Below are 14,612 nucleotides of genomic sequence, written 5' to 3' on the forward strand. Positions count from 1 at the left end.
GCACTCGTCATGAGGCGTCATGGCTTGGCCGGCACGACCTGCACCGGGGCGTTTGGCGTCTCGCCATACATCGCGGGCTCATACATGGCTTCGACACGCGTGGGCGGCGTAGCGAATTTACCTACGTTGTTCAGACGCACGGTGTATTCGATCCGGTGCTGCCCCTTCGGCAGGTAGTCGTAGTACGCACGGTAGGCATCCTGCGCCCGCTCTTCGAATGCCGGCATCGCACCCTCGCTCTTCTGCCCTTGCGTTGCAATGGCCGAGTCGCGTCCGAGACCGCCCCCCAGCACCGTTGCGCCTCCGGGTAACGGGTCGCTCACCACGACCCAGCGCATGTCGGCCTGCGCATCGATATCGAGACGCACCCGAAGCACCGCCCCTCGCACGAAGCTTTCGCCGGCACGATCTGCGGCGTCCTGCACCTGAACGCTGCGCGTGACGCGATAACCCGCGGCGAAAGGCGCCTTGAGCGGCACGGCAGCCAGACTCTGGATCGTCGCCCAAGGCTTGCCGGCCCCGGTCTGTTCCAGACGCAGCACGTCGCGCGCGCTGTCGGCCCCCGCCGTGGCATTGGACAGCCAAGGCAACGAGACGGCGGCCGGTACGTTACCGACCTTGAGCTTGTCCCAATCGACGCTCTGCACGCCCCCGCTCGTCTGGTTGTCGCTCTGCCACTGGATCGAAGTGCGCCCCGTCGGCGTATCGCGCTCGAAACGCGCGGAGAACCGATCCACGGCCAGACCGCCCCAGACGTTGGCCGTCGTCGTGGACCACGCCCCGCGCGATTGCAGGCCCAGCAGGCCGATCACCAGACGCGGCATCTCGTCCTTCCACGCAGGGTTCGCATTCATCAGCAACGCCAGTCGTGCCGCGTTGGTTTCCGGCCCGACCATGAGCCACCAGAGCGCGTCGCTCCCTTGCGTCGAGAATCCCACACGCGAGCCCTGATACGAAAGGCGCGCGCGCAGAATCTGCTCCGCCTGCGCCATACGTTCGGCCCGCTGCGGCGCATCGGGCAAGCGTTGCAGGATCGCATACCAATCGATCACGGCAGACGTCGGCCAGTCGTTTGGCGCAATAGTCAGCGCCCCGAGCATGCGTGCATTGGCCCGCCCATAGCGCGACAGGGCTTCGATCGCGCTGAGCTTGCGCAGCGTCAGATCGTCGCGCGGCGCCCAGAAGCGGCGAGTAAGACGCCCCTCCACGAACGCCGCCAGACCGTCCTCCATACGCGCCCGTGCATCGTCGGGCAGCACATACGCCGGGTCCAGCGTCTTGGCTTCGTCACTCATCGCCAGCAAATAGGCGGTCAGCGTGTCGCTGCCCTGATTGGCAAAGCCTTCCTGCGGCGGGAAGTAGCTCGCGAGCCCGTCTTCGTCGAGATACGACGGCAAGGTGCCCATCACGCGCTTCCATTGCGTCACATCCCGCAAACCGAGCGCCTTGGACGCCTGCTGCTCGAGACATGCGTACGGATACCGTTCGAACCACCGCTTCACGCCCGGCAGACCTTGCGAAAGACGCGGCTGCATGTTGACGCGTACGCCGCCGCGCAACTTGCCGGTGCTGTCGGCCACCGCCCCGGCAGGCGGTGCCATCGGCAGCGTGAGGCTGCCTTCGACCTGCATGAGCACCGACTGCTGCACGCTCGCCGGCAACGACGGCTGAATGTCCTGCCCCACCTTGATGGCGTCGCTGGCGGCGGGTGCGCCACCGGCCGCAGGCGCCTGCGCACTGACCTCCCACAACACCCGCTGCGCGCGGGTATCCGCCAGCCCCGTAGGTGCTGTCACTTCCCATGCCACTTCCCGCGACTCTCCGGCGGGCACGTCGACGCGCTGCGGCGCCAGCGTCAGTTGTGTCGCCCGCGCGGTCAACTGCACCTGCATGGCGTGTTGCGTCGTATTGCGCACCGTGAACTGTGCCCGGTAGTTATCGCCCTCACGAACCAGCGGCGGCAAACCCGAAATCAGTTGCAGGTCCTGCGTTGTGCGAATGGTGGCGGCCCCGGTGCCGAACCAGCCGAGCGCCTGCGTGCCCGGCTTGCCATCGTCTGCCACTGCGACGATGCGGAAACTCGACAACGCGTCGTTAAGCGGCACATCGACCGTTGCCTCTCCCTTGTCGTCGAGCACCACACGCGGCTGCCACAACAGCAGCGTATCGAACAGCTCGCGAGTCGGGCTCTTGCCCCCGCCGCCGCCCGCGGGCACCGCTTTGCGACCGTAATGCCGACGACCGATGATCTCCATCTGCGCGGTCGCCGTCGTCACGGTATAGCTGCGCCGTTGCCACATGGCGTCGAGCAGATTCCAACTGGTGTTTGGCGCGAGTTCGAGCAGCGCTTCGTCGACGGCGGCCACCGCCACCTCGGCGCCCGCCGCCACGGGTTTGCCGTCCGGCTGCGTGACCTTGATACGTACTTTGGCATGGCCGCGCACCGGATAGGTCGGCGCGTCGGGCTTTACCTCAACCGCCAGACGCTGCCCCGCCGTGCCCACACGCAACTCCGTGAGGCCAAAGCGATAGGCGGGCTTGCCCAGATCCACCAGTCCCGTGGGCGCCTGATATTCGCGTCCCTCGTACCAGAAGGCGCGGAACCACTCCAGCGGCTGCTTCCAGCCCCACTGGAAGAACGAGTACCACGGCACTTCGTGGATACGGCCACGAACTGCGAGCACCGAAACATAGACGTTCGGCCCCCATGTCGGATCGACCTTCAGGGAAATATTCGGATCCTTGCCCGAAATCTCCATCGTGCGCGTCTCCATCACGCCCTCACGCTCGATCGACACCAACGCGGTCGCAGTACGGAAAGGCATGCGGACCTGCAACCTGGCCGTCTCGCCCGGCTCGTACGCTCGACGCTCCGGCAGTACGTCCATACGGTCGGTGTTATCGCCACCGAACCAGACTTCCCCACGCCCGGTCACCCATACGCCGGTCGTGGACGTACTCAGGTTGCCCTTGTCGTCCTTCGCCTGCGCCACCAGCGTAATCTCGCCCGGCTGGGACAGCGAGACGTCGCACGACAATTGCCCACGCTCATCCGTCTTGCCGCTGCATACGGTGCCGAGGTCCTTCACTTCAGTGCGATTGTCGTAAGCATAGAAGCCGCCCACCATGCGTTTGCGGCTGCTCGTAGTGATACGTGCTTCGGCGCGCACCTCCATCGAGACCCCCGACTTCGGCTTGCCTTGCAGGTCGAGTGCCAGTGCCTTGACCGGCAGCTTGTTCGTGACCGATACCCAACTCTCGCTGCGCACACCGGTAATCAGATTGGCCGGCCACAGGGTGGCATTGCCGCGTAGCGTCTGAATTTCGCCGTTCGGATCGGCAAAGCTTGCCTCGAGCACCAGATCGGCCGGACGGTCCACCTTCGGCAGATCCTTGAGCGTCAGAGTCCCGGCTCCATTGCGGTCGAGCACCAGTCGCTGCTTGTCGGCCACCAGCTTCTGATCGCTCGATCCCGAACTCTCGTCGTTACCCTGATCCTCATCGTCAGCCCCCGACTGCGCCGATGGCGGACGATAGGGGGTAAAGCTGAAATCGTCGTATTCGCCGAATGTCACATCGCGCATCCGGAGCAGCGCCGAAACCCGCACTGGCAGTTGGCTTGCGGGGCCTCCGGCAACGTAGTTGACCTGCACATTGACAGGCGCTTCCGTCTTGTTGACGAGCGGCGATTTGACCGCGTCGCGCACCCCGATATTGCCCGCCAACACGGGTAGACGGAAGGCTTCGACCCTGAAATGTCCCGCATCGAGCGATTGCGGATACGTCTTGGGACGCGCGTCGTCATCCGCATAGTTCAGGGTGACGGTGTACTCGCCTAGCTTCGCCCCCTGCGGTATCTGGAAGGTGTTCTCGGCAAGCCGCCCGTTACGCCACGTGACGGGTTGCGTGTAGGTTTGTCCGGAGCCTTCGTGCGTAATCGTCAACCTGGACGGCAAGCTGGCAGGCAACGACAGGCCCTGCATCGTCTCCTGACGGATGAAGTGTTTCATCGACACAGTCTCGCCCACGCGGAACAACATGCGGTCGAACACCGTCCGCGCCCGAATCGTGGGAGCGTTACCGCCGTCCGTGGGGACATGGAAGCGCCACGGTTCGATGCCGCGATCCCAGTCGGAGGAAACGAACGCCATATCCGGGTCGTTGCCCTGCGTGCGTGCGACGACGAAATAGCCGGAGCGCCCCGACTTCTCGCAATAGCGGTAGCGTTCGAGCGCCTTGTCGATCTTCGCCACGCCTGTCTTGTCGGTCACGGCGGTGGCGACTTCGCTGCCGTCGCAGTCGAGCACGCGCACCCTGGCGTTGGCCACGGGCTGCCCTTTGTCGAGCGTGGTCACCCAGGCAATGGCGTTCTCGCGCCCCATCTTGAAGTGAACACCGAGGTTCGTGACGAGCACCGTGGTGCGCACGTACATCGGCAGCGACTTGCCCAGCAGCGCCGCCCCGAGCGATTGCGATGCCAGCTCCACGACGTAGAAGCCCGGCTTCTGGAACGGAATACCCACCACCTCGAACGGACGCGGATCCGTCTCTTTCGGCACGGGCAGGGTAAGCGCCTGAACCCCCTTCAAACCTGAGAGCAGCGAGAGGCTGCGCGTGTCATACCGCGTGACCTTGTCTTCGACGATGGCTGCCGCATTGGGCCCGAACGCTTCCTTTGCCGCCGGCGCCGTCAGGATCGACGGCATTTCTTCGGCGATCTGCTTGCGCGTCATCATGGTCTCGTCGAAACGCCGCACGCGCGACATCCACGTCAGGATCTCGGCATCGTCGTCCACGCGCAACTGCAGGGTACGGCCGCCCTCGCCGGCCTTGGCAGCACCGGCCCCCTCGCCCGCCACACCAAGCCCGTTGATTTGCAGCGCAGGCTCGACCTTGCGCAGGGTCACCGGCAGCATCGGTGGCATGCCCGGTTCCGCATATCGCTCCACGATGCCGAACGGCGCAGCCGCGAACTTGGCCAGCGGCGGCATCGTCGCCGTCTTGGTCTTCAAAGGGAATTCGCTGGCGTTGTCCAACGCGCGGCCGCTATCGTCGGTGAAGCCCTTGGGCAACGAGAGCGTGAGTTCGGCCTTCTCGGGAAACGGTGCGTCGAACGAGACCTCCGTTACGCTGGCCACGCGATCCGAATCGCCGAACTTGGGCGAACGCTCGGCCCCGGCGCCCTGCAACCGAATCTTGGCCGCCATGTCGCGCGCGACCGGCGAATTGAACGTCAGGCGCAGCGGACGCAAGGGCGTGCAGGGCGCATTGGCGTTTTCGCGCTCACAGCTGAAACTGGCGGTGAACGGCTCGCGCACTTCGTATTCGAAGCGGCGCGCCTGCTTTGTCCGCACGCCCGAGGGCGTGGCAATACCCGCGCCCCAGACCAGATGCATCTTTGCGCCGGCGGCAAGCGTGCGATTGCATTGCAGCATGACGACACGTCCCGACTGCTTGTCGAGATTGAACCGCTTGAGCAACGCCGTACGCGTATCGCCCTCGATCCATTTCACGCCAATGCGCTCGCCGATGCCTTCGGTCTCACACCATGAATTCTGACGCACACTGGCAGGATTGGCCGCGCCGTTGAGCGTAAGAATGAAAATCTGATTTTCGTCGATGGGACCGTACGACGGACGGATGGACGAGACGGCCGGCCCTCCGGTATTGAACGCGTACTTCGTGGTACCGGAGAGCGCCGTGCCCGAGGCAGCGGCCAGCCCGCTACGCATCTCCACCGAACACTTTGCGCCTGGCGGCAGATCGCTCTTGAAATCGTAGACCCAGATTTTGGGTTCAAGCCAATGGCCATCGCCGCTCAGCGAGGCATCGGAACACCGGACTGCCGCCGGAGCCGTGGCGCGAGGATCGCCCGCGGGGACCATCGCTTCGTCGAATTTGACGACCACCTGACTCACGCTGGCGACCTCGCCCTGCGGGCTGACGCTGACGACGCGGGCGGCCTGCGCCGGCGACACCGCGAACATGACGAAACTCAGCGCCGCCCACGCCAAAGGCGCAGTCGGCCAGACGCGTTGTGCTCGGCTATGCATGCCGGACTCCTCCCGGGTTCTGGTCAGGCGATTCTAACCTGTGGTCTTTGGCATTTCGAACGGTTTCCCGCCGGAACCGGGGGGAAATTCGATATTTAGGATGAGATACCCGTCCGAGTCGGAATTGTCTGTTCGATTCCTTCGGAAATTGTCTCAATCGTCGTGCGGATCGTGGACAGAGACGCCGCCTATGTCACACTGACACCTTTCCGTATCCGCTGCGTGCCCCCTCATGTCCGTCGCCTTTCTCCATCCCAAGAAGAACGCGCTGGTCTATCTGGTAAAGATCCTCAGCGGTTCACTGATCGTATGGTTCGGTCTGCGGGCGGCGGGCTTTCCCGAACCGTACTGGGCGATGATTTCACTGATTATCGTGACAGAGCCCGACCCGTTGCAGGCGCGCAGCAATTTCAAGGCACGCTCGATCAACACGATTACCGGTGCGATCGTGGCTTGTATCGTCTTGCTGGTGATGGGGCCGGGACTCGCGGCCATGCTCGTCGGGATCACGATCGCCACGCTCGCTGCGATGCTGGTTCAGAACTATCCGGCGAACTGGCGCCTGGGGCCGGCGACGGTGGTGATCCTGATGTCGGCGGCGCTCAGTGGACAGGGGCAAGGGCTGCACGAGGAACTGAGCCTCGCCATGCTGCGCGTGATCGAAGTGTTGATCGGATCTACCGTCGCGCTGATCCAGTCGCTGATCTACGGACGGTACGTCAAACCCTTGCTGATGCCGGAGGACTGAAGGCGACAAGGCGGCCATGACGGCAACGCCCGTCGGCGCGGCGTCGCGGCGGTCAGATAGTGAGGCAGCGAGGCGGCAATCGCCCCCTGCGCCCGGCCCTGTTGCATATCAGGCGTGCTGATTCCGACGCCTGCCCGGACGCCCCTGGATATCGATAGCTACGTCTCGATGTTCTGACGCGGCAAGCCGCTTAGCGCGCGGCCGGCCGGTTGTTCGACAGATAGCTCAGCGGCAGCGCGTTGCTTCGCTTGAAAGCGCTCAATACGATGTTCGAGCGCACGTTCTCCACGCCCGGCACCTGCATGAGCCGCTTCATCACGAACGCGGACAGCGCGTTCAGATCCGGCACCACGATCCTCAGCAGATAGTCCGCCTCGCCGACCACAGCGTGGCATTCGAGCACTTCGGGCAGCAAATCGATTTCCGCCTGAAAACGTTCGATGACCTGATCGCCATGATGCTGCAAACGCAATGTCGTGAACGCGGTCACCGCCAGACCCAATGCCTCGGGCCGCAATACCACGCGATACCCCTCGATGACCCCCGCGGCTTCCAGCCGTTGCAGACGTCGACCGATCTGCGACGCCGAGAGCGCCACGTGTTCCGCCAACTGGTGATGAGTGGCCCGTCCTTCCTTTTGCAACGCGTCCAAAAGGGCCAAATCGAAGCTATCCAGATCAAGCATGACGATTCTCCGCAATAAATCACTTTTTTATGCGAAATTTATGCAAACGACTTCCACCACAGGCGCATTATGCGCCCATTTCGCATGCCATGCGCAATACACTTTCAATCACCGTCACCGCTTGATTGAGTCGTTCGTATCATGTCTCTTACCGCCATGCTCCAGGAGCAATTCGACGCAGGTCTCACGACCCGCTCCGACTTCACCATCGATCAACCCGTCGAGCAATACGGCGCGGTGGATCACGCGGTGTGGCAGCAGCTTTACGAACGTCAAACGGCGATGTTGCCTGGCCGCGTGTGCGATGCCTTCATGGAGGGCATTCGCGCTCTCGACATGGACGCCAGTCGCGTGCCGGAGTTCGAACGGCTGAACGAAAAACTGATGGCGGCAACCGGCTGGCAGGTCGTGGCGGTGCCCGGCCTCGTGCCGGACGAAGTCTTCTTCGACCACCTGGCCAACCGGCGCTTTCCCGCGACGTGGTGGATGCGCCGCCCGGATCAGCTCGACTACCTTCAGGAACCCGACTGCTTCCACGACGTGTTCGGTCACGTGCCACTGCTCGCCAATCCGGTATTCGCCGACTTCATGCAAGCCTACGGCAAAGCCGGCACGGTCGCGCAGTCGCTGGGCGCGTTGCCGTTGCTCGCACGTCTGTACTGGTACACCGTCGAATTCGGGCTGATGCGTGACGGCGACGGCCTGCGGATCTACGGCGCGGGCATCGTCTCCAGCCGAGGCGAAACGGAGTTCTCGCTGACCTCGCGCGAGCCGAACCGTATCGGGTTCTCGCTCGAGCGCGTGTTGCGCACGCAGTACCGCATCGACACCTTCCAGCAGACATACTTCGTCATCGACGATTTCGCTCAGTTGTTCGACGCAATGCGCGCCGATCTGCCGGCGCTGTTCAAGGCGTTTGCCGAACAACCGTCCTTCGAGGCCGGCGCCCGGCGTCGCACGGACACGCAAATTCTGCTGCCGGCATGATGACACAGCACGGGACGTTGTCTGACGCGGCGTCCCACGCTGGCGTGCCACGCCTGCGAATTGCGGCGCACCAGGTTCGGCGGGCGTCCTTCGAAGCGCAGCGCTCGCGCGCCGTGCGCCGCGCAATCACAGCCCCAACGTGCGGCACCATCAGGCAATCGGACAATCAGACAGCGCTTACACACATACGGTGCCAGCCTGTGGAACAATAGGTCGAATGAGACGGCGATTCCGCCGTCTCATGGGCGCCGGGGCGCTGCGTCGGGTGTTGCCGACTTTTCCCCCCACACCGCACGCAGTCATCGTCGACGCCACACCGGCACGGCGGATTCACCGTGGTTCGAAGTCGCTCAAGTCGGTTCGAATCTGCTCGAATCAGCCCGGCTTGCGCCAAATCGCATCAACTTGCACCAAACGCTTTGAAAGGAATGCCATGACAACACGACTCTCATCCGAGGAACGCGCCACGCTGGCCGAAGTGCTGCCCGAGTGGCACCAGGTGGTCGGACGCGACGCCATCCAGCGCAGTTTCACGTTTCACGACTTCAACGAAGCTTTCGGCTTCATGACGCAGGTGGCGCTCAAAGCGGAGAAGATGAACCATCACCCGGAGTGGTTCAACGTCTATAACCGCGTGGATATCACGCTGTCGACGCACGACGCCGACGGCCTTACCGAACGCGACGTAGCACTGGCGACGGCCATCGATCAGTTCGCAGGCGATCGCGCGTCCGACTGAGGCCCGGCGTGCTCAGCGCTTCGGCGCGAGCAGCGTGCCGCGACACGCCTTGCTGCCGCAATGACAGGCGTATTCGCGTTTGAGTTTCTTGGTGTAGCGGGCGTCGATCACAAGACCGTAGTCATAGAAGAGTTCTTCGCCCGCATCGATATCGCGCATCGCATAGATATAGACGCGCTCCCCTTCCTCCCGCGCTTCGCAATTCGGCGAGCACGCATGGTTGATCCAGCGGGCATTGTTGCCATTGACCTTGCCGTCGATGCACCGACCGTCTTCCAGACTGAAATAAAAGGTGTGCGTCGGATGCGCCGGATCGTGCGGATGGCGGCGCAAGGCCTCGCGCCACGAAATGATCTCGCCCTTGTATTCGATCACGCGCTCCCCTTTCTTGAGGCGCTTGATCGCATACACACCCTTTCCGTGGACGCCTGATTTTCTGACTTCGATTCTGCGCTTGGCTGCCATCTCTATGCGATGAGGTTTCGTGGATGCAAAAAAGCGCAGTGTACAGGCACGCGACGCACATGTGCGTGACAACCTCGGACGAAAAAAAAACGTCACCCGGTCGCGGATGACGTTCTCCCCCTGATTCGCGCCACTCGGGCATGACGCCCGAGCGCGACGAAGGACGACCCGATGCTCAGGTCTTGCTGTACAGCTTCCAGACTTTGTTACGCGTGGCGATATCCGCCTCGACGTGCGCGTTGCAGTCGAGTGCGAGTCCCGCATCGTCGTATGTCTTGTCGAAGTAGTTGCAGTGATAGGGACCCTTGCCGCGGGCCGCCGTCTCGAAGTGCTCGCACGTCAGACACATGCGCTGCTGCGGCACGTCGCCACGGCTTTCCATCGTCGAGATGAGCTTGACGAGCATGCGGTACAGCTGTGCCCGGTCCTTTTCGCTCAACAGATCGGCGGCCGTCGTCACGAAACTCGCCCATTGCGACGCCCGCTTGGCCGACGTGCGACCTTTGGTCGTCAGACGCAACGCCAGTGCACGGCCGTCGTTGGCATCGCGACGCTTTTCGACAAGCCCCTTGCTTTCCAACGTGCTCACGGCCTCGCTGACCGTGGCCGATGTCAGGGCGGCATCCTCCGCAATCTCGCCCAGTCGCATCGGCACGCCGCGCATGAGCAGGAGCGTGAGAATCTCACCCTGCGTCGGCGTCAATCCAGACAGTGCCGCGCCTTCCCAGGCGTGGCTCCGTAACGCGGTTCCCATGCGCAACAAGCCTGCCGTTACGCGCTTGGAGAGCGGTTCATCAAGTGGGGTCGGGGTAGCCATGATTTTCGTTAGGATTTCTAAAAACTATACGTCGATAAAACAGCTTGTCAAATGAACTCACGGGCGGTGCATCACACGTCTTGACTTCATGCATCGTATATTTTGGTGCCCCGCCCGGGGGAAACCCTAAGCAACTTCCGTGTTGATACTCGACGGCGAGTCGCTGTTGAACACGCCGCCCCACCACGATTCCATTGTGTGTTCTGAGTTTAATTTTGGCGTATCAGTTCTTGTACTGATCTCCCAAATCCTACTCACGATGTTTACAAAATATTGGTGTCCTGCGCACTTGCATGGCAAAACGTCGTATAGACAAAATCATTTCGCATCCCATGCGAATTACATCGTTCGTTGAATTGATGTAACGCTCTGCGGCGTGCCGAAGCGCGTCGTACTTCACACCAAATCTCAGCTGTCCTGCAAAGCCCCGCCGGACGTGCCTCGTAGACGGTAGCGACATATTTCACGAGCGCCGCGTCCCTGTTACGTCCCCCAAGAATTTCCCTCGATTTTCGAGACATCGCCGCTGTGCCGGTGCCGTCACGCGCGCGCGCACGCCCCCGCCTGCGTTTCGACAGAACACAAATGATTTGAAACACGACCGTCGGTCATGTGACACCGAGGGTTGCGTTACCTGCGTTACGCAAGAAAAAGGAGGAAAGCTCTGATCGGCATGTCCGCAGACAAACGCTTCGGAACATGCGAATTGAGAAAACTGACGGTACGGACGTCGTCGCTCGTTGCGGCCAGCAAAACCAACTTCAATCACTTCTTGCACCACGTGCGGCGGGTCGTAAAAACAAGTGGCGAGATTGTATCCGCGAACCGGCCGGGCAAAGCGAGAACATCAAAATTATCCACAAAACCGGGTTTTCGGGGGTCTCTTGCACAATATTTAGGCGCCTGTGGATAACTTTCTGGATAACTTATCGGACTAGTTGTGCATGGGTTCGGGATAAGTTGCGAAGCTTTCCACAGGGGGCAAAAACTGTTCGGAGTTGTTCTCGGGATACCCGCTGTTTTTCCATCCAGTTCTCATTCCGGCAACCTCCTGTTTACACAACGTTAACTGTGGTTATCCACAGGAGTTGGCCACCTTTGTTAACTACTACTATGTATACATACAGTAAACCTATTAAAACCTTAAAACCTTGCTGCGAGCGACGCGAAAACAGCAAAACCCTGTCAGCCTGAACAGTGGAAAACGAAGGGTTCGCGATGCTTGATTCGAGCCTCGCAAAGCCCCTTCCGGCATGTCTTGCCTCACCGAGCGGCACGAACCGGCTGCACTTCCCGCGGTGTGCCGCACAAACGCCTGCCGAACCCGTGACAACAAACCGTCCGGGCATAAAAAAACCCCGCCAAGGCGGGGTTTCCTAACACCGACCGCATTGCGATCGGTAGCGACAACAACAAGGGCTCAGGTCATGCCGCCCATCGCAGGCACTGCTGCCGGACCATCTCGTTAAGGGACTTGGCGTCGGCCTGGATCTCGCGCAACCACACCGCATCGTTCTTGCCCGACGAGACCAGTTGCCGGATGTCTTCACATGCCGCTTCGGCTTCCAGCGCCACGGCATGCGGTTTGATCAGATCCAGTGTCTTCGCGACGTGATCGCCCAGCATCGAGCGCTCACCAGTCTGCGGATCGACATAAGCGCCTTCCAGACCGAAACGGCAGGCCTCGAAGCGGTTGAACGTGTAGACCAGATAATCGTCTTCGCTGAGTTCGAACGGACGCTCGTTGAGCAGATAATGCGCCAGAGACTGGATGTAACAGGCGATAGCGGCCGCGCGGTCCACCGACAAGGGGGTATCCATCACCCGGACCTCGATCGTGCCAAAACCCGGTTTGGGGCGAATGTCCCAGTAGAAGTCCTTCATGCTTTCGACCACGCCGGTCTTCACCATCTTGTCGAAGTAAGTCTCGAAATCAGACCACTTTAGGACGAACGGCGCACGGCCCGATAGTGGAAACGCGAAAACGGAGTTCAGGCGGGCCGAATGGAAACCGGTGTCCACCCCCTGCACGTACGGCGACGACGCCGACAGCGCGATGAAATGAGGGATGTAACGCGACATGGCGTGCAGGAGGTACAGTGCACTGTCCGGATCCGGGCAACCGATGTGCACGTGCTGGCCGAAGACCGTGAACTGCTTGGCCAGATATCCATAGAGTTCGGACAGGAAGTGGAATCGGGGCGAGTCGTAGATCGTTCGCTCGCTCCAGCGCTGAAACGCATGTGTCCCGCCGCCGCACAAACCGACGTTCAGCTGTTCGCTCGCCGCTACCAGCACATCGCGTACCCGGCGCAGTTGCGCGAGCGCGTCGCTATGGTGATGGCAGATGTCCGTGGACAGCTCGATCATGCTTTCGGTCATCTCGGGCTTGATGTCGCCAGGATGCGTTTCCTTGGCGACAAGACGCATGACGTCGGCCGCTGCCTTGGTCAGATCGTAGTCGTGACGATTGACGATCTGCATCTCCAACTCCACCCCGAAGGTGCAGGGCTTCGAGGGAATGAATTCTTCTAATGACATGGCTTGATCCTTGCCTTAATCCTTACGTTCACCGACGAGGGCCAATGCCCAATAGACCACCAGCGGCGCGGCCAGTTGCAGCAAGGCGATAGAGCACATCACAACCGCCTTGAGCATCGGATCGAATTGCGGGTAGATGTCGTACGTGTCGGCAACGAGTACGAAGGCGAGACTGGCCATCGGGCACAACGACAACCCGAGCGCGACGGCCTGTTTGTAACTGATACCGGCCTGATGGGCGACGGCGACCGTGCCCACCACCTTGGCGGCACCTCTGACGATGATGATCGCCAGCGCCGCGAGCCCACCGAGCATGACGTATTCCCACTGGAACGCCAGCGACGTCAGCACGAACAACACCACCGCCAGCAGCCAGCCCGCGGTGCCGAAGTACGCGGGCCACAGTTGGGGCCGCTCGTCCAGATTCCGGAAAATGATCCCGGCGAGCAGCAGCGTAAGCGAGTTCGGCAGCTTGAGCATGTGCACCAGGGCGACCATCAGCATGATCAGACCGATGAGCATCACAAAGGCATGATGATCCTGACTGCCGAACTTGCGAAAGACCAGATTGCAGGCCTTGGCCAGAACGAACGCCAGCACGATCGAGCCGATCAGCAAATAGAGCGGGTGGAACAGCACGACCCAGAAACTGGAGTGGTACGCCTGGTGCACCCAGCCGTAGACGAGTTTGACCGCCACGACCGCATACACGCTGTTGAGCGCCGCCAGCGCCAGCAGACGCTCCGTCACCTGGCCCTCGGCGCGAAGCTCGTTCTTGAGCTGGATGACCACCGCCGGTGACGTCGCCATGCTGATGGACGCGATGAGAACCGCCGTGAGCGGCGATACGCTGAAGACGCGCAACACCGCGTATACCGCGATGAAGGTGAGCAAAGCTTCGAGCGCACTGGTGACGATGATCCACGGATTGGACCGCATCCACTTCAGGTTGAGGCGGCTGCCCAGTTCGAAGAGCAGCAGGCCCAGCGCCAGATCGATCAGCAGCCGGATCGCCGCGCTCGTCTGCGCGTCCAGCATCGATGAAAGACCCAGGGTGCCACCGACCAGCCCGACCACGGCGTAACCGGTGATGCGCGGCAGGCGCAGTCTCCGGAAACAGATTTCCCCGGCGAGTCCGGCAAATACCAATGCCAGCCCTGCGAAGAAAACGGGATCGGGCGCCGGCGGCCAGCCCGGAAAAAGGGACAGTTCCGACGTCATTAATGCTCGCTTTGCGCCGCTTGACGGCGCATCAAGTGGTGAAAAGGAAAGAAAGTCGCGCGCGGGGTTGCAGATGAAGGACAAATGCGCGACGGACCCGAAGGGTTGGGGTCATTTTGCCACACTCGGTTTCCAAGGCCTTCAAACGGGCGTCACGTTGGCGGCAGGCCCGCTGCGAGGCGATGCCGGTTTGCCGCCCTGCCGGGCGGCGAAACGCACGCCGCACGATGCGGTCGCCCTCGGGAAGTACGGAGGCAAGCGCCGTGAGGCGCGCCGCCTCCGCGTGAGGCAGGTCTTCAACCCCTATAGGGTCAGATTCGATTATTCAGGGCGTCCGACTTTTCGGAGAATGGCGG

General features: G+C 61.8%; 9 protein-coding genes. 3 read left to right on the forward strand and 6 right to left on the reverse strand.

What is annotated here, in order from left to right; all coding sequences use genetic code 11:
* Positions 1-17 precede the first annotated feature (17 nt).
* Positions 18-6,053, reverse strand: coding sequence for an Ig-like domain-containing alpha-2-macroglobulin family protein (locus AB870_RS22915; RefSeq protein ID WP_053059499.1), 6,036 nt, complete (start codon positions 6,051-6,053; stop codon positions 18-20).
* Between the two features lie 232 nt (positions 6,054-6,285).
* On the opposite strand from AB870_RS22915, the gene AB870_RS22920 reads away from it, so the two are divergent.
* On the forward strand, positions 6,286-6,801 hold the full coding sequence (locus AB870_RS22920) for an FUSC family protein (RefSeq protein ID WP_047906416.1): 516 nt from the start codon (positions 6,286-6,288) through the stop codon (positions 6,799-6,801).
* A gap of 190 nt (positions 6,802-6,991) precedes the next feature.
* Here AB870_RS22920 and AB870_RS22925 read toward each other — a convergent pair whose 3' ends face one another.
* Entirely contained in the window at positions 6,992-7,486 is a 495-nt protein-coding gene (locus AB870_RS22925; RefSeq protein ID WP_047906417.1) for an Lrp/AsnC family transcriptional regulator, read from the reverse strand.
* Between the two features lie 141 nt (positions 7,487-7,627).
* On the opposite strand from AB870_RS22925, the gene phhA reads away from it, so the two are divergent.
* Together phhA and AB870_RS22935 are read left to right on the forward strand one after the other, a co-directional pair.
* The gene (phhA, locus tag AB870_RS22930) at positions 7,628-8,473 is read left to right on the forward strand and encodes a phenylalanine 4-monooxygenase (protein WP_047906418.1); all 846 of its coding nucleotides are present in this window, start codon (positions 7,628-7,630) and stop codon (positions 8,471-8,473) included.
* A gap of 433 nt (positions 8,474-8,906) precedes the next feature.
* Positions 8,907-9,212, forward strand: coding sequence for a 4a-hydroxytetrahydrobiopterin dehydratase (locus AB870_RS22935; protein ID WP_047906419.1), 306 nt, complete (start codon positions 8,907-8,909; stop codon positions 9,210-9,212).
* Positions 9,213-9,224: 12 nt separating this feature from the next.
* On the opposite strand, the gene AB870_RS22940 is transcribed toward AB870_RS22935, so the two are convergent.
* The 4 genes from AB870_RS22940 to AB870_RS22955 all read right to left on the reverse strand — a co-directional run bounded on the left by AB870_RS22940 (position 9,225) and on the right by AB870_RS22955 (position 14,256).
* Positions 9,225-9,677 carry an SET domain-containing protein gene (locus tag AB870_RS22940; RefSeq protein WP_047906420.1) on the reverse strand — a complete coding sequence of 151 codons (453 nt, stop codon included), beginning with the start codon at positions 9,675-9,677 and terminating at the stop codon, positions 9,225-9,227.
* 175 nt (positions 9,678-9,852) lie between these two features.
* A complete protein-coding gene (locus tag AB870_RS22945) occupies positions 9,853-10,494 on the reverse strand; it encodes a MarR family winged helix-turn-helix transcriptional regulator (protein ID WP_047906421.1) in 642 nt (213 codons plus the stop codon).
* A gap of 1,425 nt (positions 10,495-11,919) precedes the next feature.
* Positions 11,920-13,035 (reverse strand): YbdK family carboxylate-amine ligase, encoded by a 1,116-nt coding sequence (locus AB870_RS22950; RefSeq protein ID WP_047906422.1) that lies wholly within the window; start codon positions 13,033-13,035, stop codon positions 11,920-11,922.
* A 15-nt stretch (positions 13,036-13,050) separates the two neighbouring features.
* Complete coding sequence (locus tag AB870_RS22955) at positions 13,051-14,256, reverse strand: cation:proton antiporter (RefSeq protein WP_047906423.1); 1,206 nt, start codon at positions 14,254-14,256, stop codon at positions 13,051-13,053.
* Positions 14,257-14,612 lie beyond the last annotated feature (356 nt).

This window comes from Pandoraea faecigallinarum, assembly GCF_001029105.3.
Lineage (GTDB): Bacteria > Pseudomonadota > Gammaproteobacteria > Burkholderiales > Burkholderiaceae > Pandoraea > Pandoraea faecigallinarum.